The sequence below is a fragment of the uncultured Slackia sp. genome, assembly GCF_934630525.1.
Taxonomy (GTDB): domain Bacteria; phylum Actinomycetota; class Coriobacteriia; order Coriobacteriales; family Eggerthellaceae; genus Slackia.
The window spans coordinates 109,676-129,214 of record NZ_CAKTVX010000005.1; the positions used below are offsets into that span (position 1 = coordinate 109,676).

A 19,539-nucleotide genomic window follows, 5' to 3' on the forward strand; every position below is an offset into this window, starting at 1 on the left:
GCATGAGGGTTGCTGCAATCGATATTGGAACAGTAACGAGCCGTTTGCTCGTTGCGGATGTGGACGCTTCGGGCGTTCGGCAGGTGGCCCGCCAAAGCGCCATCACGAATTTGGGCGAAGGGGTCGATGCGTCGGGTGTGCTTTTGCCCGAGGCAATTGATCGCACGGTTGCCCAGGTCGCTGAGTACCGCAAGGTTATTGATGCATGTGCGGCCGATTGCTCGGTCGACCGCGTGGTCGCGCTTGCCACGAGCGCGAGCCGCGATGCGCGCAATTCGGACGTATTCGTGTCGCGCCTGCGTGAAGTCGGCGTTGAGCTTTCGGTGATTCCGGGCGAGCGTGAGGCGGCGCTGTCGTTTTTGGGCGCGTCGAATGATTTTCGCAACGAGGATTTGCTGTTTGCCGATATTGGCGGCGGTTCGACCGAGATGGTATTTGGTCGAGCGAGCGGTTCGGCGGGCGACCTCGTGCCTGATGTTGCGGTGCGAGCATCGCATTCTTTCAATATCGGCTGCCGTCGTATGACGGAGCGATTCCTGGCTGGCGATCCGCCGACGAAAGACGAGCTTGCCGCGGCTTCAGCGTGGGCGCACGAGACGCTCGCCCCGTTTTTCGAAACGGGCAATTCGTGTGACCGCCTTGTTGCGGTTGCGGGGACGCCTACGAGTGTGGTGGCCGTGCGAGATGCTTTGGTTCCCTATGACTCGTCGAAGGTTCATGGTGCTCGCGTGACGCGCGCTGAATTCGACGAAGTGGCTGAGCGCATGTGGGCGTTGCCGCTCGCCGAGCGCATGAAGGTTGCGGGCATTCAACCCAAGCGCGCGGGTATTTTTCCGGCGGGCCTCGTGATTCTGGGTGCGGTCATGGACCTTGCGAATCTTGACGGCTTCACGGTGAGCGAGAGCGATATTCTTATCGGCATTGTGCTCGATGCGGCAAGAAGCGCGCTCTAGGAAACGCCGGTTAATTGCAAGGGCCCCATGCGCTCAATGCTCGGAGCATAGAGCATGTTAACGAGGGTGCCGGCTTGAACGCTGTTTTTGGTTTTATGGAAGGACGTCCTGGGGCGTGAGCATGGGGCCGATTGCCGCGAATCGGGCCCTTGTGCGTCGTTTGGCGATTCTCAAAACGCTTTGATCGCCCAGGGGTCGGCGTGCGCGGCGACTGGCGCAAAACGATGATATTAGCGTGTCTTTCGTGGGCTTTTGCGGCGATTGTTGCTCATTTGCTATCATAGAAAACCGTGCAAATAAGCACGATAAGCATCGTGGGAGCGTGGCGGAATTGGCATACGCAGCGGACTTAAAATCCGCCGCCGCAAGGCTTGTGGGTTCGAGTCCCACCGCTCCTACCAAGGAAGAGCGTGGCTTCCAGATGCTTTTTTGCATGAACCCATTGCGGTGAACCTACGATCGGAAAGTCCGGTATGAATTCAGCTGAAGTGAGAAACGAAAGCATGAACGAACTCCTTACGGCAGCGGCGAATCCGCCCGCGTCGTTCGAGGAGTACCTCATTCAGAATGCCAAGGTCGTAGGCGATTTAGTGAACTCGTATATCCCGTCGGGCGACCATCCCGATATGGATACGTATCTCTATGGGCCCCTTATGAAATACAGCGAGAACGGCGGTAAGCGTCATCGCCCGCTGATTTGCTTTGCGGCGTGCGTTGCTGTGGGCGGCGATATTCGCCATGCTGCATCCGCCGCTTCTGCCATCGAGCACTTCCATACGGCGGCTCTTATTCACGACGATATCGCCGACGAGGCGACTACACGTCGCGGCGTGCCCTGCATGCACCTCACCGAAGGCTTGGGCATCGCCATTAACACGGGCGACCTTGCGCTTTCCATGGTGAATGGTGCCGTTATGAGGGATCCGTATCTTACCGATGCCCAAAAAGTGCGCGTGGTTACCGAGCTTATCGAAATGACCCGTCGCACCATCGAGGGCCAGGCCCTCGATTTGGGCTGGGCGCGCGACAAGCGTTACGACATCACTCCCGACGATTATCTGTGCATGGCAATTCATAAAACCGCGCATTATTCTGGTGCGGTTCCGTTGGCTGTCGGTGCCATCGTTGGTGGCGGCACCGAAGAACAGATTGCCGCGCTGCGCGAATATGGCTTGGCTACGGGTTTGGCTTTCCAAATTCAAGACGACCTGCTCAATATCGAGGGCGACCCCGAAATCGTGGGCAAAGATTACGCGAGCGATATTACCGAGGGCAAACGTACGCTCATGGTTGTGCATGCGCTGAAGCACTCCGACAAGCGCGATCGCCTCGTTGAGATTCTCTCTTCGAAAACGACCGATGTCGCTGAGCTTGCCGAGGCTGTCTCGATTATGCGCGAGGCTGGTTCTCTCGATTATGCGCGCGATTACGCGAGCTCGCTTACCGATAAGGCAAAGGAAAAGCTCCTTCAGGAAATCGACGAGAGCAATGCTCGCGCGCTGCTCATTTCTATGGCCGATTATTTCATCAATCGCATGAAATAATGCGATGCTAAGGACGAAGCTATGATTCCTCAAGCAATTCATAGGGAAGGCGAAGCCGACGAGGGCTTTGAGCTGGGCGAACGCCTGCTGTATTTGCGTACGCCGTATTTTTCGGGCAAAGACGTCGAGCAGCTGCAAACGGCTCTCGGCGCGCTTGGCTTTGCATGCGGCGGCGTAAGCGGCACGTTTGGCGCCTATACCGAAGGCGCCCTGCGCAAGTTTCAGTTGAACATGGGCCTTGTGCCCGACGGCATCGCTGGCGTGAAAACATATGCGACGCTGCGTCATTTGCATAATGCATGGCAAGACAAGCCTCAAATCGAAGATCGCGCGTACATGGGCTTTGCGCGTGCCGCCGATGTGCTCGAAAACCACGCCGTGTGTCTGTTCGGTACGGAGGAATACACGCGCAGCGTGGCGTCGAACATGTCGAACTTGGCGATGGCCACGAATCCGCGCTCTAAAATGGTAAGCGCTGAAACGTTGCTCGTGCCTCCCGATGCGAATATGCTGCTTGCGCATATCGTGCGTTCGGGCCAGCCGTACGAAACGAACGTGCCGCGCGTTGTATGCGATGACCCCCAGACGCTTGGTCGCCGTATCGCGAATGCGGTTGATGCAGCCAACGAGGCTGCTGAAGCTGGTCGTCCTCGCCGTATCGTTCTTGAAATCGTTGGTCCTGGCGTTGATGAGAGCGTGGCGGCTATCGAGCGCGCCGCGCATCACGATGCGATTACGCTTTTGGATGCGTTCTGCAACGCGTTTTAAATTCAAAACCGGTTTCTTTTCAGGTTTCTGAAAGCCCGCTGTGTGCGGGCTTTTGTTTTTTGCTGTTAAGGCTGGTAAAGTATCTTTCATATGATTTCAACCAGGCGATGGGGGCCGGGCTTATGGATAATCACATGAATCTTTCGCGCCGTGCATTTGTGGGTGGCGCTGCTGCATTTGGCGTTGCCGTCGCGGCGCCGAAATTCGCTTTCGCTGAGCCAACGGCAGCTGAAAAGCAGGCAGAGGCCGATGCTGCACTTCAGAAATTGCTGAAGCTCAATTCCGATTTGGACCAAAAGGTCAAAGATTACGCCGCCGCGGTCGACGCTCACGATGCCGCTACGGCGAAGATGGACGAGTGCCAGGCGAAAATCGACGACAACAACGAGCGCATCGAAGACCTTCAGGGCAAGCTCGGCAATCGCGCGAACAATATGTACCGCGATGGCCAGACCACGTTCCTCGACGTTATTTTGGGTTCCAATTCGTTCGATGACTTCATGAAAAACTGGGACATGCTTACCAGGATGAACGAAAACGACGCGAAGATGGTTGCCGAAACCAAGGAACTGCGCGCCGATAACGAAGCGCAGCGCGACGAATACAGCAAACAGGAGCGCGAAGCGGCCCATCAAATGGAAGAAGCCGACAAGGCGGTGAAGGAAGGCACGGCGCTCGCCGAGCAATTCCAGGCATCCTATGATGCGCTTTCCTCCGAGGCGCAGGCGCTGTACGACCAGGAGCGTCAGGCTGCACTCGCCGCCGAAGCTCAGGCGGCCATCGAGCAGATTCAGCAACAGCCTGAGACTGCGCCTTCGAATGCCAACGGCGGCGGCACCGGCAATGGCGACAGCAACGGCGGCGGGAATAATGGTGGTGGCGGCACTTCGCCGAGCTACAGCACGAATAATTACATTCCGCCTTCGGGATCGGTCGTCGATTTTGCGCGTAGCCAAATTGGCGTGCCGTATGAATGGGGCGGCACCACTCCGAACGTCGGTCTCGACTGCTCTGGCCTCACGTCGTGGTGTTGGCAGCAGGCAACGGGTATCTGGATTGGCCGCACCGATAGCGCTCAGTACTCTTCCGCCCGTTGGCGTGGACCGCTTTCTGAAGCGCAGCCCGGTGATGTTTTGTGGAAGAAAGATCATGTGGGCATTTGCACGTCTGCGGGCGGCGGTTCTTACATTCACGCTCCGCAGCCGGGTCAAACGGTATGCGAGTCGAACTATCCTCAATTCGTTTGCGCGCTTCGTTGGTAGCGAGCAAATACGTATGTATATGTTTCAGGCCTGTTCGTGCGACGGGCCTTTCATTTTTTTATTCAGGATGCTGAAATTTCACGTTTTGTGATTCCGTTGTAATGGAGGCGCGCAAGCGCATTGAAGGCACGTTGCCAAAGCGCAATATGATGTGCCGCCTTTCGAATATCCCCTCATCATGCTGTCGAATTATTTTTAACGTTTACGGTGAGAAATGGAGCTAAGTATATAAAAGATACCTGGTTTCATCTGCGACATTCGATTCTAGGTTTGTGAAAGCCATGTGCCGCTTTGGTTACATGGGGTGTAATTAATGCTGCGGCTTTGCTATCCTCGTTCGTCGGAAGTCTCCATTTCGACTTCCCGATACCATATGAAGGGGTTCGTTTATGACTACTTTAAACGCACGCTTGACGAGACGAGCCTTCCTCGGTGGAGCCGCCGCCTTTGGCGCCGCGGCCATGGTTTCTCCGAAGAATGCCTTCGCCGATCCTACGTCTGCTGACGTGCAGGCTCAGGCCGACGAAGCTCGTCAAAAGCTGAATTCTATGCGCGAGCAGCTCGGTGCTGCGTCTGCGAATTACAACCAAGCCGTGCAGGAGCACGACGAGGCAGTCTCCAAGATGGACGAGTGCCAAGCTAAAATCGACGACAACAACGCGCACATCGACAAGTTGCAAGACAAGCTTTCCAAGCGCGCTCGCAACATGTACCGCGATGGGCAAACCACGTTCCTCGACGTTATTCTGGGCTCGAATTCGTTCGACGATTTCGCGAAGAACTGGGATACGCTCACCTCGTTGAATGAAAAAGATTCTGAGATGGTCGAGCAGACCAAGAACCTTCGCGCCGACAACGAGGCCCAAAAGCAGGAATATGCCAACCAGGCCGATATCGCCCAGCAGAAGGTCGAAGAGGCCGAAGCGGCGCAGAAGCAGGCTGAAGAGCTTGTGCAGCAGTATCAAAACGAGGTCGACTCGCTCGATTCTCAGGTAGCGCAGCTGCTTGCCGAGGAAGAGGCTGCGGCTCAGAAGGCGGCGGAAGAGGCTGCTGCTGCGGCTGCCACGCAGGCCGAGGCTGCGTCGTCGACCAATAACGCTTCGAATGATAATGGCGGCTCCAATAACGTTGGCTCGAGCAATAACGGCGTCTCGAATAATGCCTCTAACAACGGTGGCGGCTCCTCTTCGGGCGGCGGTTCGTCATGGACTGGTGGCTCATCTTCGAATGGCGGCTCGAACAATTACGGCGGCTCCGTCGTGGCCGCTGCGCAAAGCCAGCTCGGCGTGCCCTACGTATGGGGCGGCACGACATGGGGTTCGGGCCTTGACTGCTCCGGCCTGACGTCTGGCTGCTGGTCGCGTGCCGCGGGCATTTGGATTGGCCGTACGACATGGGATCAGATCGCCTCCGCCCAGTGGACGGGTTCACTTTCTGAGGCTCAGCCGGGCGACGTGTATGCATGCGACTATCATGTGGCAATCGCTACGGGCGGTGGCGGCTATATTCACGCTCCGCAGCCCGGTGAAGTGGTGTGTTACAGCTCGCTTTCGCAATGGAATCCCTTCTACTGCGCCTTGCGCTGGTACTAAGCAGGAATTGAAAGGCATCGACCCAGGTCGGTGCCTTTTTTCGTTTAGATTGCCTACGAAGTCGAAAAAAAGTGCTTGCATTGCTCGGCGTGTGTGTTAACATATAGCCCGCTGTTTGCGAGAAGTCGGGACGTGGCTCAGTTTGGTAGAGCGCTGCGTTCGGGACGCAGAGGCCGCAGGTTCAAATCCTGTCGTCCCGACCATTTAATCGCACCAGCTTTTTTGTTTTCCGGCCATATTGGTCGGGCCCCAAAACTTGGAGGCTTGCATGAAAATCTTTGGTCTTGGAGTTCCTGAGCTCCTCATCATTCTGGCCGTTGCTCTGCTTATCTTTGGCCCCAAGAACCTTCCGAAGCTCGGCTCTGCGCTTGGCCGCACGGTGAAGAACCTGCGCGATGGCATGGGAAGCGCCAAGAAGGAAATGGACGCGTCTGAGGAAGAAGCTCCCGCCGAGAAGCCCCGTAAAAAGAAGGCTGCTGCTGCGAAGAAGCAGGCTGCTGAAAAGGCTGAAGCGGAAGATGCGACCGAAGCTGCTGAGCCTGTTGCAAAGGCTGAAGAAGAGTAGCACATTCTCCCTTAAGGTAATATGCGGCGTGTCGGCTGGCCCGACATGCCGTTTTCTTATACGAGCACGCATTGCGTGCCCGTTTTAGTAAAAGGGCGGCCTTTTGCCGCTGAATCGATTTTTGAAATTAGGTGTCACGAAATGGGTAGCGATTACATCCTTACTCCCGAGGGCCGCGAGAAGCTCGAGCAGGAGCTGCATTACCTCGAAACCGAGAAGCGCGCCGAGGTTGGCGAGCGCATCAAGGTTGCTCGCGAATTCGGCGACATTTCCGAGAACTCCGAATACGACGATGCGAAAAACGAGCAGGGCATGGTCGAGGCTCGTATCGCCGAGATTAACCAGATTCTCTCTGAGGCAACGATCGTCGATACGCCGAAGAAGTCCAACAAGGTTACCGTTGGCGCTATTGTCACGGTGAACATGGGCGGCAAAGAGCGCGTGTTCACCATCGTTGGTGGCGCCGAAGCCGACGCCGCTGCGGGCAAGATTTCCAACGAAAGCCCCGTTGGCGCCGCTCTTCTCGGCCATAAGAAAGATGACGAAGTAACCGCCATCGGTCCTACCGGCCGCGAAATCAAGATGACGATTCTCAAGATCGAACACTAGGGATTTCGCCGTTCTGCCGAACGGCGAATGCAATTATTCCAACTCGCCATCGAAAGGGGCAGGGGATTGTCCTCTGTCCCTTTTTTATTTGGTGCGAAAGCGACGTATAATCTGCGACCTTTCGCACTTGTCGCTTGACCTGCGATAGAATGCTTTTGTTCATCACCACATCTGGAAACGAAGAGGTTTTCAAATGACCGATACCGAAAACACCATTGCCCCCGAGCTGCTCAACGACGAGCGTGCGCTGCGTCTTTCCAAGCGCGAAGACTACATCGCCCGCGGCGTGAACCCGTACCCCGAGCACTCTGAAGTGACCGACTACGTGCGCGACATCGTTGCGAAGTACGCCGACCTTGCGACGGGCGAAGACACCGAGGACGTCGTGAAAATCGGCGGCCGTATTGTAGCCAAGCGTGGTCAGGGCAAAATCATGTTCCTCGTGGTGCGCGACACCACGGCCGACATTCAGCTTTTCTGCCGCATCAACGACATGTCCGAGGCCGATTGGGAGCTTCTGCGCAACCTTGACCTGGGCGACATTGTGAACGTCGAGGGCGTTGTCGTGCGCACGAAGCGCGGCGAGCTCTCCATTGCTCCGCGCGCCCTTACGCTGCTTTCCAAAGCTGTGCGTCCGCTCCCCGAGAAGTTCCATGGTCTCTCCGACAAAGAGACCCGCTACCGTCAACGCTACGTCGACCTCATCGTGAACGAAGACGTGCGCGACACCTTCCGCAAGCGCTCCACCATCCTTTCCACGTTCCGCCGTTACATGGAATCTGATGGCTACATCGAAGTTGAAACGCCGATTCTGCAAACCATTCAGGGCGGCGCTACGGCCAAGCCGTTCATCACGCACTTCAACGCGCTTGACCAGGAATGCTACCTGCGCATTGCCACTGAGCTGCATTTGAAGCGCTGCCTGGTTGGCGGCTTCGAGAGCGTGTTCGAGATCGGCCGCATTTTCCGCAACGAAGGTATGGACCTTACGCACAACCCCGAGTTCACTACCATGGAGGCCTACCGCGCCTACAGCGACCTCGATGGCATGAAGGCGCTCGCTCAGGGCGTTATCAAAGCGGCCAATGCCGCAGTGGGCAACCCCGAGGTCATTGAATACCAGGGCCAGCAGATCGATTTGTCGGGCGAGTGGGCGAGCCGTCCTATGACCGATATCGTTTCCGAGGTTTTGGGCTTCGAGGTCACCATCGACACGCCGGTTGACGTTCTGGCCGAAGCCGCGCGCAGCAAGGGTCTGGAAGTGAAGCCCGAGTGGACTGCGGGCAAGCTCATTGCTGAAATCTATGACGAGCTCGGCGAAGACACTATCGTGAACCCCACGTTCGTGTGCGATTACCCCATCGAGGTTTCGCCTCTTGCTAAGCGCTATGAAGACGATCCCCGTCTTACGCATCGCTTTGAGCTCGTTATTGCTGGCCACGAATACGCCAACGCGTTCTCCGAGCTTAACGACCCGGTTGACCAGGCCGAGCGCTTTGCCGCCCAAATGGTCGAAAAGGCCGGCGGCGACGATGAGGCCATGGAATATGACGAAGACTACGTGCGCGCCCTGGAATATGGCATGCCTCCTGCGGGCGGCATTGGCATTGGCATCGACCGCGTGGTCATGCTGCTCACCAACTCCGCGAGCATTCGCGACGTGCTGTTGTTCCCGCACATGAAGCCCGAGGCAGGTGCGAAGAGCGGCGCAAAGGCCGCCAAAGAGGCGCAGGATGCCGCTACGGCAAGCCCGTTTGTCAGCTCGATGATTCCGACCATCGACTACTCGAAAGTTACCGTCGAGCCCTTGTTTGAGGAATTCGTCGATTTCGAAACCTTCAGCAAGAACGATTTCCGCGTGGTGAAGGTGAAGGCGTGCGAGGCCGTGAAGAAGTCGAAGAAGCTTCTGGCGTTCAAGCTCGATGACGGCACCGATGTCGAACGCACCATTCTTTCGGGCATTCATGCCGACTATGAACCCGAAGATCTGGTGGGCAAGACGCTCGTGGCTATCACGAATCTGCCCCCGCGCAAGATGATGGGCATCGATTCGTGCGGCATGCTGCTTTCTGCCATCCATGAAGAGAATGGCGAGGAGCGCTTGAACCTGCTGCAGCTCGACAGCGCGATTCCCGCTGGCGCAAAGCTCTACTAGCAATCAAAGGCCGTCCGGAAGGGCGGCCTTTTCGTATTTGCGCCGTGAGACTAGGTTTTGAGTCCTTGGATTCTTCGGAATGCAGAATCTACCGAGACAAATTTTGGGGCAAGCTTTTGCATTGCTTGGCGGTTCCGTCCCTGGTTTCAGCTCGGTCAAGTCCTGCTCGCGACGAACAGCACATTAAGTGCTGTTCTGCTCGTGCGGAATCTACTGAAACCAGGGACGGAACCGCCAAGCTTGAGGCCCAATTGATTATTAACAAGAAGGTATCGCGCATGTGAAGCTTTGGCACTCATTGCGAATGAGTGCTAGCATACATTCAGCAACTTCTACAGAAATGGACCGTATATGGCATTCGATAAATTTACCGACAAGGCGCGACATGTCCTTGTGCTTGCCAGGGAAGAAGCCGCTGCGCTCAAGCGCCCGCATGTGGGCACCGAGCATTTGCTGCTTGGCCTGGCGAAAGAGCCTGACGGCATTGCTGCGCAGGCTCTCGAACGCGTGGGCATAACGTACGAGAAGGCTCTTGAAGTCGTCACCGGTATGGCCGAAGGCGAGCAAGAAGCCGAAGCGGGCACGAACATCTCGTTCACGCCGCGCACCAAACGCGTGCTGGAAAATGCGCTGCGTGAAGCTATGCAAATGGGCCAAAGCTATATTTCTACCGAACATTTGCTGCTCGGCATTGTGCGCGAAGGCGAGGGCGGCGCTATCGATGCGATGGCGAAGCTCGGCGTCGAAATCGACGCTGTTCGTTCCGCACTCAACGACTTGGTCGATCAGCCGACGCCCGTGGCTGCGGGCATGCCGTTTTTCGGCGGCGAGCCCCATGGCGAGAAGAGCATGCTCGAGCAGTTCGGCACCGACCTTACTGCGAAGGCCAAGGCGGGCAAGCTCGATCCGGTTATTGGCCGTGCGGCCGAAATCGAACGCGTGATGCAGGTGCTCTCGCGCCGTCAGAAGAATAACCCGCTGCTTATCGGCGAGCCCGGCGTAGGCAAAACTGCCGTGGTCGAAGGATTGGCTCAGCTCATTGTGGCCGATCAGGTGCCCGATATCATTTCAGGCAAGCGCGTGATTACCCTCGATGTGTCTGCGCTGGTCGCAGGCAGCAAATACCGCGGCGAGTTCGAAGAGCGCCTGAAGAAAGTCATTAAGGAAGTCGTCAAAGACGGCAATATCATTTTGTTCATCGACGAAATGCATACCATCATTGGCGCGGGCTCTGCCGAAGGCTCTATCGACGCTGCCGCCATCCTGAAACCGCCGCTGTCTCGCGGTGAGCTGCAGGTGATTGGCGCCACCACTACCGAGGAATACCGCAAGCATCTTGAGAAAGATTCCGCGCTCGCCCGTCGTTTCCAAACGGTGAACGTGAAAGAGCCGAGCGAGGAGCAGGCTCTACGCATTCTCGACGGCCTTCGCGACCGCTACGAGGCGCATCATCACGTGCGCTATTCCGACGAGGCGCTGCAGGCTGCCGTCTCTATGTCTTCGCGTTATATTCAAGATCGCTTCCTGCCCGACAAGGCGATTGACGTGCTCGATGAGGCTGGCGCGCGCATGCGCATTCGCAATCGCACGCTGCCCGATGAGATTCGCAAGTTCGATGATGAGCTTCGCCGTGTTCGCCTTGACAAGGAAGAGGCGGCATCGGCGCAAGAGTTCGAGCGCGCCGCGCAGCTTCGCGACGAAGAAAAGCAGCTTGAAGGGCAGCGCGCCGAAGCCGAAAAGCGTTTTTCCGAAGAGAGCGACAAGGAACTCGCCAATATCACCGAGGTTGAAATTGCCGACGTGGTGAGCATGTCGACGGGCGTGCCCGTGAGCAACCTTACCGAAGCCGAAGCCGACAAGCTTTTGCGTATGGAAGGCGTGCTGCATGAGCGCATTATCGGTCAGGAGGAAGCCGTAACGGCGCTGTCGAAGGCTATTCGCCGCAGCCGTTCTGGCTTGAAAGATCCGAAGCGCCCCAGCGGCTCGTTCATTTTCCTCGGCCCTTCGGGCGTAGGCAAAACCGAGCTTTCCAAGGCGCTCGCTGAGTTTTTGTTTGGCACCGAAGACGCGCTTATCACGTACGACATGTCCGAATACATGGAGAAGCACAGCGTGAGCCGCCTGGTCGGTTCGCCTCCGGGCTATGTGGGCTTCGACGAAGGCGGCCAGCTTACCAAGGCCGTTCGCCAGCGTCCTTATTCGGTCGTGTTGTTCGACGAAATCGAGAAGGCGCATCCCGATGTATTCAACATCTTGCTGCAGATTCTCGAGGAAGGCCGCCTTACCGATTCGCAGGGCCGCTCGGTCGACTTTCGCAACACGGTTATCATCATGACTTCGAATGTGGGTGCTCGCCAAATCGCCGAAACCGCGCCGCTTGGCTTCACGCCCGATTCGCAGAAGGGCCTTTCCGATAAGGAAATCAAGAGCCGCGTGATGAGCGAGATGAAGAAGCTCTTCAGACCCGAGTTCTTGAACCGCCTCGACGAGATTATCGTGTTCAAGAGCCTTACCGAAGAGCAGATTGCCCAAATCGTCGACCTCATGGTTGCCGACTTGCGCGATCGCCTTATCGCCATGGATATGACTATCAATCTTACGCCGGAAGCTCGTGCGCTTGTGGCCAAGGAGGGCACCGATACCACGATGGGCGCTCGTCCGTTGCGTCGAGCGATTCAGCGTCTGCTCGAAGATCCTATTTCCGAGCAGCTGCTTGCCGGTACGTGGCATGCGGGCTCGGTCATCGATGTCGATGTGAAAGATGGCGAGCTAACTTTCACGCCTGGCACAGGAGAGATTCCCGCGCCGCGAAAACGTGATAACATTGCATCTGAAGCAGAATCGTTGCTGCCGCAGTTCGATTTGTCGCATGCCGGGGCGCCAAGCCACGGTGGCGGCGTGTCGAGCGACGGCGCGGCTGATTAACGAACCATAAGGCGCTGTCTTCGCGGCGGCGCCATGCGAGGGGCGTCTGTGGGCGCCCCTTTGTTGTTGAGGCCATGAAAGGGGAGCCCATGAGCGCACCGGAGAATGTGAGAACCGTGGGAGGTGCGGCCGAGTTCGGCGTTATTGACCCGGTGTTTGTGCCTACGGCGCTTGTTGAAGTCGCCGAAGATGCGGCGGCCCGTCTTGATTTGAGCGAAACGGGCGCGAGAACGGTGCATTTTTCGGGCAAGGTGTCGAAGAGCCCGAAAACGGCTGCCATTATTCTGGCGGGCGGCTCGGGCGAGCGTTTCGGCCACGAGGGCGGCAAACAGCTCGTTGAGATCTCTGGACGCCCCATGCTCACTTGGTCGATTGCGGCGTTCGATGCGGTTGAAGATGTTGGCGAAATCGTGGTTGTGTGCCCCGAAGAGCGCATTGCCGAATATCGCAGCTGCGCCATTGATCCGTATCCGTTTGTGACGCCTATCACGATGGCTCCGGCGGGTGCCACGCGTCAGGAAAGCGCGTTCTCGGGCTTGGAATACGCGTCGGAGGAATATGAGTACGTGGTGCTGCACGATGGCGCCCGTCCGCTCATCGCCCCTGAGCTCATCGCACATACCATCAACACGCTCAAAGGCACGTTCGACGCCGATGGTGCGATTGTCGCCACGCCCTCGATCGACACGCTCAAAGTGGTCGAAAACGGTTGCATCGTGGGAACCCCCGATCGCCGCGTGTTCTGGAATGCGCAAACGCCGCAGGTGTTTCGTGCGGGCGTGTATCGTCGCGCGCACGCGTCGGCGCTTTCAGAGGGCTTCGTGGGCACCGATGACTCGTCGCTCATCGAACGATTGGGCGGCAAGGTGCTCGTGGTGGAAGGCAAGCGCAGCAACATCAAGCTTACCGTTCCGGAAGATTACGCCATGCTGAACATGAGCCTGGGCGTTCAGCCCGACTAGCTGATCGGTCGAAATGGGGTAGGGACAAGTTCTCTGCCCCATTTTTTATAGGGGCACGACTCTGGAAGGATAGGCTTCTCACTCCAATCACCACATGGGGCGCGAGTAGAGAGGCCCAAGACGCTTTTATTGTGTCAAGCCGCCTCATCTTGTGCTCATCGGAAGAGGTTTTCCTTCTTGCGCCTGCCGCAAACTTCGTCGCGCTGAAGTGGGCTATAATCGTTCGGAACATTACGATTTCGTCTAAGACGAAGGGATTACTCGTGACGAACGCTATGAATATGCGCGTGGGCCTCGGCTTCGATGTGCACGCATTCGCGCAAGGCCGCAAGCTTATTCTGGGTGGTGTCGACATTCCTCACCATCAGGGGCTTTTGGGACATTCCGATGCCGACGTGCTTGCGCATGCCATCTCTGACGCGCTGCTCGGTGCTGCGCGTGCGGGCGATATCGGCAAGCTGTTCCCCGATACCGACCCGGCGTATGCGGGCGCCGATTCCATGGTGTTGCTGTCGCATGTTGCGAATCATGTGCGCGAACTGGGCTTCGATATTGTCGATGTCGATAGCGTCATTTCGGCGCAGGCTCCCAAGCTCTCGCCTTTCCGCGATCAAATGCGTGAAAACCTGGCTCACGCTATGGGTATCGAAGTTGATCAGGTGGGCGTAAAGGTAACCACGACCGAACACTTGGGCTTCGAGGGTCGCGAAGAGGGCATTTCGGCTCAGGCCGTGGCCCTGCTTTCGAAACGATGTTGCTAGGGGCGCTTCCATAAATGTAATCGCCTCCAACATCGAAGGAAATCTATCGTGAATATCTTCAAAACTATCGCCGAGGACGTGAACAACGTTAAGCGTCTCGACCCTGCCGCGCAAAGCAAATTCATCATTTGGCTCACGTACCCGGGCCTGCATGCCCGTTGGAGCCACGTCGTCGAACACTGGCTGTGGAACCATGGCTTGAAAAGCTTGGCGCGCATTTCGAGCCAGTTCACTCGTTTCATGACGGGCGTTGAAATTCATCCCGCTGCGAAAATCGGCCGCCGATTCTTCATCGACCACGCCATGGGCGTGATTATCGGCGAAACGTGCGAAATCGGCGATGACGTCACGCTGTACCAAGGCGTTACGCTTGGCGGCACGGGCAAAGAGAGCGGTAAACGCCACCCCACGCTCGGCAACAATGTCATGGTGGGCGTGAATGCGGCCGTTCTTGGCAGCATCACCATTCACGACAATTCGAAGGTCGGCGGCGGTGCGGTTGTCGTCGAAGACGTGCCCGAGAACTGTACGGTTGTTGGCGTTCCCGCGCGTATCGTGGTGCGCAATGGCAAGCTTGTGCAGCAGGAAGAGAAAAACGCCGCCGCGCGCCGCGAATGCCTGCCCGACCCCACGACGGCCGATGTCGTCGAGCTGCAGGCGCGCGTTGCCCGCTTGGAAACGCTGCTTGCGGCTCAGGCGCAAGGCAAAACCATCGGAAGCCCCGCGAAAACCACTCCCGACGTTGCGTCGGATTCGGAATAACCAGGAGGAATCGTGCAAATCTACAGCTCCCAAACCCATAAAAAGGCAGAGTTCGAGCCTATCGAGCCGGGCAAGGTGCGCATGTATGTGTGCGGCCCCACGGTGTATGACAATATCCACATCGGCAACGCTCGCACGTTTATCAGCTTTGACGTTATTCGCCGCTGGCTCATTGCAAGTGGTTACGAAGTGACGTTTGCCCAGAATCTGACCGACGTTGATGACAAGATTATCAATCGAGCCAACGAACAGGGTCGCACGGCAGCCGAGGTGGCCACGGAATTCTCGAACAAGTTCATCGGCGTCATGCGTCGCGCGAACGTGATCGACCCCGACGTGCGCCCGCGCGCTACGAAAGAAATCGGCCCCATGATCGCCATGATCAAAACGCTCATTGAGCAGGGCCATGCCTATGCGGTCGAGAATGGTGACGTGTATTTCTCGGTGCGCAGCGACGAGACCTATGGCGAAGTATCCGGTCGCAATATCGACGACCTCATGGTGGGCGCGCGCATTGAGGAAAACGAAATCAAGCGCGACCCGCTCGACTTCGCCTTGTGGAAGGCCGCCAAGCCGGGTGAGCCCAGCTGGAAAAGCCCCTGGGGCGAAGGCCGTCCTGGCTGGCATACCGAATGCGCTGCCATGGTGCATCGCTACCTGGGTGTGCCCATCGATATCCACGGCGGTGGCAGCGACCTTGCGTTCCCTCACCATGAAAACGAATGCGCGCAGGCAACGTGCGCATGGCATCAGGGCTTTTCGAACACGTGGATGCACACGGGCATGCTGTTGGTGAACGGCGAGAAGATGTCGAAGTCGCTTGGCAATTTCTTCACGCTCGAAGAAGTGCTCGAGAAGCACTCGGCGGCAGCGCTTCGCCTGCTTATGCTGCAAACGCACTATCGCAGCCCGCTCGATTTCAGCTTCGAGCGTCTGGAAGGCGCGGAAAGCTCGCTGGCTCGTATTGCGGGCACGGCGCAGAACTTGCGTTGGGCGGCGGCCCACGCGACGGGCGAGCCCGATGCCGCATTGGCTCAAAAGCTCGCCGATGCTGTTGCGGCGGCCGATGCCGAGTTCAAGGCATGCATGGATGACGACTTCAACACCGCAGGTGCCCTGGGCGCATTCTTCGGCTTCATCACTGAAGCGAACTCGTATCTCGATGCCGCCGACGGTGCGGTTGATGCCGAGGCGGTAGTTACGGCTGCCGAGTTTATCGAGCGCTCCATGGACGTTTTGGGCATCGAGCTTCCCGAGCAGGAGGCAGAGTTGCCTGTCGAAATCATCGCACTTGCTGCCGAGCGCGCTGGTTACGCTGGCGACAACACGGCCGAGGCTGCCGAGGCCCTTATTGCCGCTCGTGCTGAAGCGCGCGCCGCGAAAGACTGGGCCGTGGCCGATGCTATTCGCGATGCCCTGGGCGAGCTTGGCCTGGTGGTGGAAGACACCGCCGCCGGCGCTCGCGTCAAGGCGAAATAATCAATCCCGCCGTTCTCGCCGCGGCCGCAAGGACCGCGAGCGACCACGGCGGGCTACCGTTCGCTTCGCTCACTATGCGCCCGCCTGACTTCGTTCAACTTTGGAATGAAGAACAAGTTTGAACTCAGACGGTCGCTTGCGGCCCCTGCGGCCGCAACGAGAACTCCCCATTTATCGAAACCGTAAAGGAGCCCACGTGGCAGACTATATTGAAGGAAAACGCCCGGTCATTGAGGCATTGCGCGCGCAGATGCCGCTCATTTCCGTGCTTATGGCCGACAACGTTCAGCAAGATAGCCAAATCAAAGACATTTTGCGCAAGGCAAAGCAGTACGACGTGCCCGTGAAAACCGTGCCTCGCAAGGTGCTCGACGAGCACAGCGAGCGCGGCAGCCATCAGGGCGTTATGGCGCATGCGAAGCCGTACCAGTACTCCAGCGTCACCGACATTCTGAAAATTGCTGAGCGCGATGCCGAAAAGAACAATGGCGCCGCGCTCGTGGTGCTGCTCGATCACATTACCGATGCGGGCAACCTTGGCGCCATCGCGCGTTCGGTTGACGTGATTGGCGCGAGCGGCCTCATCATTCCGGGCAAACGCTCGGCAAGCGTGACCGCCGCAACGTACAAGAGCTCGGCGGGCGCCATCAACCATGTGCGCTGCGCCCAGGCGACCAACCTCGCTTCGGCGATTGACCGCCTGAAGAAGGCGGGCTTCTGGGTCGCCGGCGCGAGCGAGAAAGCTCAGCATACGGTATGGGACGCGCCGCTCTATGGCAAAATCGCGCTTGTAATGGGCAATGAGGCTGAAGGCCTCGCCCGTCTCACGCTCGAGAAGTGCGACTTCCTGGTGAAGCTGCCGCAGGCGGGCCATGTTGGCTCTCTCAACGTTGCCCAGGCATGCACGGCGGTCATGTATGAATGGATGCGTCAGACCACCGTTCGCGCCGCCGAAGGCGAATAGCGGGGCATCTGTTCGCAATGGCAAAGCAACGCAGGAAATTATTGCTGGTCGATGGCTATAACGTGCTGCGCAGCGGTTCGCGCTACCGCGACATGCGCAACCCCGGCCCGAACCCCGATTACGATACCGATTCGTTCAATCGTGCTCGTGAGGCGCTCATCGACGATGTGGTGATGTACGCTGGCCGCGATTTTGAAGCGATTATCGTGTTCGATGGAGCCGACAACGAATTCTCCGATGGCAGCTTTGAAAAAATCGCCGGCGTGCGCATCATGTTCTCGCGTGCGGGCGATTCTGCCGACAAAGTTATCGAGAAGCTTGCATGGGATGCGCGCGCTCGCGGTATCGAAACCATGGTGGTATCGAGTGACGCGGCCATTCAAAACACCGTATTCGGCGGTGGTGTCGATCGCATGAGCGCGAACGGCTTCAGCCGGGCGGTGGCGGTGAATGCTCACGAGTTCCATTTGGACGAGTCGCCGAAAACAGTCGTGAAGAACACGGTCGCTGAGCGTTTGGGTGGCGATACGGTCGCGAAACTGAAGGCCCTTCGCGATTCTCTGTAGTGGGCAAATAAACGATGCTTCTGCCCGTTTGCCTGGCGCGAAGAGCTTCCGAGGGTCGCACTGCTGTTGTCTTTCGTGCATTGCGGCTCAACAAAGTGGGCCTCGAGGTATTTTCTCTTCGAGGTGCCGTTTGCGGGTGAAAATGCGCCGTTGAGAAGCGCTCGGGCTTTCGCTACAATCAAATTAACGAATCCGCTTAGGCGTCGCCGTTGTGGTGGCGCCTAAATCGTATTAGGGGAAAGGAGTGGGCCAATGAAAATCCAGGTCGTTGCCGTAGGGAAGTTGAAAGAGCGATTCTGGAAGGAGGCATGCGACGAGTACCTGAAGCGTCTTAAAGGCTACGCGAAGGTGCGCGTCGACGAGGTGCCCGATTGCGATCCGGCGAAAGTCGGTGGGGAAGAAGGTGCGCGCACGAAGGAGGGCCGCTCTATTCTGGAGAAGCTGCCCGAGCACTCGCATGTCATTCTGCTCGATGTGGACGGCAGGCAGCTTTCGAGCGAGGGCATTGCGGCGCGTGTTGATGCGTTGGCGCTTTCTGGCGTGAGTGAGATTTCGTTCATCGTGGGAGGCTCCGGCGGCGTGAGCCAAGGCGTGTATGACGTTGCCGATGAAAGCATGTCTTTCGGCAAAATCACGCTTCCCCATAATCTGGCACGTGTGGTGCTGCTCGAGCAAATCTATCGGGCGTTCAAAATCTCGCGTGGCGAGCCGTATCACAAGTAGTTTGGCTCTGTTGTTCCGCTAACGGCAAAGCGGTCAATGCCGCATTGAGTTTTGGCGGAGCGTTTCGGGCTTGGATTTCGGTTCGTGGCCAAGCGTGTTCTATCAAGGTTTCGCTCGAGCTGTACTCGCCAAGGCTTTTATCGATGTTCGTGAATAGGGATACGAGGTTTTGATTTTGCTGGTTGGAGTATTGTCCGATACGCATGGACGACTTCCTGAAGACGCGTATGCGGAACTGGCCGACTGCGACTTCATTATTCATGCGGGCGACATTTGCGGTCCGGGAATAATGCTCGAGCTTGGTGGGCTTGCGCCGGTGTGCGCCGTGCTGGGCAATAACGACTATCCCGAATATGGCGAATCGGTAGGAACGGTGGCGACTCCCCGTATTGGTGGGGTGCGTTTCCTGGTGACGCATACGCCAACGGATTTGCGCGCGATTCTATCGGGCCGTACAAACGTATTAAAGTCCGGTGACCCTGTGCCGCAGGTGGCGATTCATGGGCATACCCATGTGCCTGAATTACTGCGCGGTTCGGCCGCTTCTCCTGCCGATGTTGTGCTGTGTCCCGGCTCGGTAACGCGTCCGCGTGGCGGCTCGAAACGGCAGCTTGCGAAAATCGCTATCGAGAACGGTGCCGTGAGGGAAATTCGCTTCGTCGAGCTCGGGTAATCTTCATAAGATTCGAACGTGTGTTCGATGATACAATATGATGCGGTAGTGCTCGCCGATTCCTGCGGGTGATGCTCCCTTCGATTTTTGATAGGAGTAACCACCATGGATATTGTGATGGCCGTTGCGGCATGGTGCTCAATCGTCGGATTTGTATTCGATTGTGCTGAACGAATTCAAAGCAGGAAGAAACGAGAAAAGAAAATGGTGCCCAGGAAATGAAAAAGCCGGTCGCAAGACCGGCCCAACATAAACGAAAGCATCACCCGTAGCTAA

At 57.4% G+C, this 19,539-nt stretch carries 17 protein-coding genes and 2 tRNA genes; all 19 read left to right on the forward strand.

The window, feature by feature from the left end:
• Nucleotides 1-2 precede the first annotated feature (2 nt).
• The 19 genes from Q0D41_RS05830 to Q0D41_RS05920 all read left to right on the forward strand — a co-directional run bounded on the left by Q0D41_RS05830 (nucleotide 3) and on the right by Q0D41_RS05920 (nucleotide 19,263).
• Complete coding sequence (locus Q0D41_RS05830) at nucleotides 3-953, forward strand: Ppx/GppA family phosphatase (RefSeq protein ID WP_294376564.1); 951 nt, start codon at nucleotides 3-5, stop codon at nucleotides 951-953.
• Between the two features lie 316 nt (nucleotides 954-1,269).
• A tRNA-Leu gene (locus Q0D41_RS05835) sits at nucleotides 1,270-1,354 on the forward strand.
• A gap of 102 nt (nucleotides 1,355-1,456) precedes the next feature.
• Nucleotides 1,457-2,497 (forward strand): polyprenyl synthetase family protein, encoded by a 1,041-nt coding sequence (locus tag Q0D41_RS05840; protein ID WP_288483715.1) that lies wholly within the window; start codon nucleotides 1,457-1,459, stop codon nucleotides 2,495-2,497.
• A gap of 21 nt (nucleotides 2,498-2,518) precedes the next feature.
• Nucleotides 2,519-3,265: a peptidoglycan-binding protein gene (locus Q0D41_RS05845; protein WP_294376568.1), complete on the forward strand. Its 747-nt coding sequence runs from the start codon at nucleotides 2,519-2,521 to the stop codon at nucleotides 3,263-3,265.
• Nucleotides 3,266-3,387: 122 nt separating this feature from the next.
• Nucleotides 3,388-4,527: a C40 family peptidase gene (locus Q0D41_RS05850; RefSeq protein WP_294376570.1), complete on the forward strand. Its 1,140-nt coding sequence runs from the start codon at nucleotides 3,388-3,390 to the stop codon at nucleotides 4,525-4,527.
• A gap of 389 nt (nucleotides 4,528-4,916) precedes the next feature.
• Nucleotides 4,917-6,119 (forward strand): C40 family peptidase, encoded by a 1,203-nt coding sequence (locus Q0D41_RS05855; protein ID WP_294376572.1) that lies wholly within the window; start codon nucleotides 4,917-4,919, stop codon nucleotides 6,117-6,119.
• A gap of 126 nt (nucleotides 6,120-6,245) precedes the next feature.
• A tRNA-Pro gene (locus Q0D41_RS05860) sits at nucleotides 6,246-6,322 on the forward strand.
• Nucleotides 6,323-6,387: 65 nt separating this feature from the next.
• Nucleotides 6,388-6,684, forward strand: coding sequence for a twin-arginine translocase TatA/TatE family subunit (locus Q0D41_RS05865; RefSeq protein ID WP_294376575.1), 297 nt, complete (start codon nucleotides 6,388-6,390; stop codon nucleotides 6,682-6,684).
• A 141-nt stretch (nucleotides 6,685-6,825) separates the two neighbouring features.
• Nucleotides 6,826-7,293 (forward strand): transcription elongation factor GreA, encoded by a 468-nt coding sequence (gene greA, locus Q0D41_RS05870; protein WP_294376578.1) that lies wholly within the window; start codon nucleotides 6,826-6,828, stop codon nucleotides 7,291-7,293.
• A gap of 193 nt (nucleotides 7,294-7,486) precedes the next feature.
• Complete coding sequence (gene lysS / locus Q0D41_RS05875) at nucleotides 7,487-9,448, forward strand: lysine--tRNA ligase (protein ID WP_294376580.1); 1,962 nt, start codon at nucleotides 7,487-7,489, stop codon at nucleotides 9,446-9,448.
• A gap of 351 nt (nucleotides 9,449-9,799) precedes the next feature.
• Nucleotides 9,800-12,373, forward strand: coding sequence for an ATP-dependent Clp protease ATP-binding subunit (locus Q0D41_RS05880; protein WP_294376584.1), 2,574 nt, complete (start codon nucleotides 9,800-9,802; stop codon nucleotides 12,371-12,373).
• An 89-nt stretch (nucleotides 12,374-12,462) separates the two neighbouring features.
• Nucleotides 12,463-13,335, forward strand: coding sequence for a 2-C-methyl-D-erythritol 4-phosphate cytidylyltransferase (gene ispD, locus Q0D41_RS05885; protein ID WP_294376587.1), 873 nt, complete (start codon nucleotides 12,463-12,465; stop codon nucleotides 13,333-13,335).
• Nucleotides 13,336-13,610: 275 nt separating this feature from the next.
• A complete protein-coding gene (gene ispF, locus Q0D41_RS05890; RefSeq protein WP_294376686.1) occupies nucleotides 13,611-14,096 on the forward strand; it encodes a 2-C-methyl-D-erythritol 2,4-cyclodiphosphate synthase in 486 nt (161 codons plus the stop codon).
• A 48-nt stretch (nucleotides 14,097-14,144) separates the two neighbouring features.
• Nucleotides 14,145-14,858 (forward strand): serine O-acetyltransferase, encoded by a 714-nt coding sequence (gene cysE, locus Q0D41_RS05895; protein WP_294376589.1) that lies wholly within the window; start codon nucleotides 14,145-14,147, stop codon nucleotides 14,856-14,858.
• Nucleotides 14,859-14,870: 12 nt separating this feature from the next.
• Nucleotides 14,871-16,337 (forward strand): cysteine--tRNA ligase, encoded by a 1,467-nt coding sequence (gene cysS, locus Q0D41_RS05900; protein ID WP_367113813.1) that lies wholly within the window; start codon nucleotides 14,871-14,873, stop codon nucleotides 16,335-16,337.
• Between the two features lie 196 nt (nucleotides 16,338-16,533).
• Nucleotides 16,534-17,301 (forward strand): 23S rRNA (guanosine(2251)-2'-O)-methyltransferase RlmB, encoded by a 768-nt coding sequence (rlmB, locus tag Q0D41_RS05905; protein WP_294376592.1) that lies wholly within the window; start codon nucleotides 16,534-16,536, stop codon nucleotides 17,299-17,301.
• A gap of 17 nt (nucleotides 17,302-17,318) precedes the next feature.
• Nucleotides 17,319-17,867 carry an NYN domain-containing protein gene (locus tag Q0D41_RS05910; RefSeq protein WP_294376594.1) on the forward strand — a complete coding sequence of 183 codons (549 nt, stop codon included), beginning with the start codon at nucleotides 17,319-17,321 and terminating at the stop codon, nucleotides 17,865-17,867.
• Nucleotides 17,868-18,119: 252 nt separating this feature from the next.
• On the forward strand, nucleotides 18,120-18,590 hold the full coding sequence (gene rlmH, locus Q0D41_RS05915; protein WP_294376596.1) for a 23S rRNA (pseudouridine(1915)-N(3))-methyltransferase RlmH: 471 nt from the start codon (nucleotides 18,120-18,122) through the stop codon (nucleotides 18,588-18,590).
• A 175-nt stretch (nucleotides 18,591-18,765) separates the two neighbouring features.
• Nucleotides 18,766-19,263, forward strand: a complete 498-nt coding sequence (locus tag Q0D41_RS05920; protein ID WP_294376599.1) for a metallophosphoesterase family protein — start codon at nucleotides 18,766-18,768, stop codon at nucleotides 19,261-19,263.
• The last annotated feature ends 276 nt before the right edge of the window (nucleotides 19,264-19,539 follow it).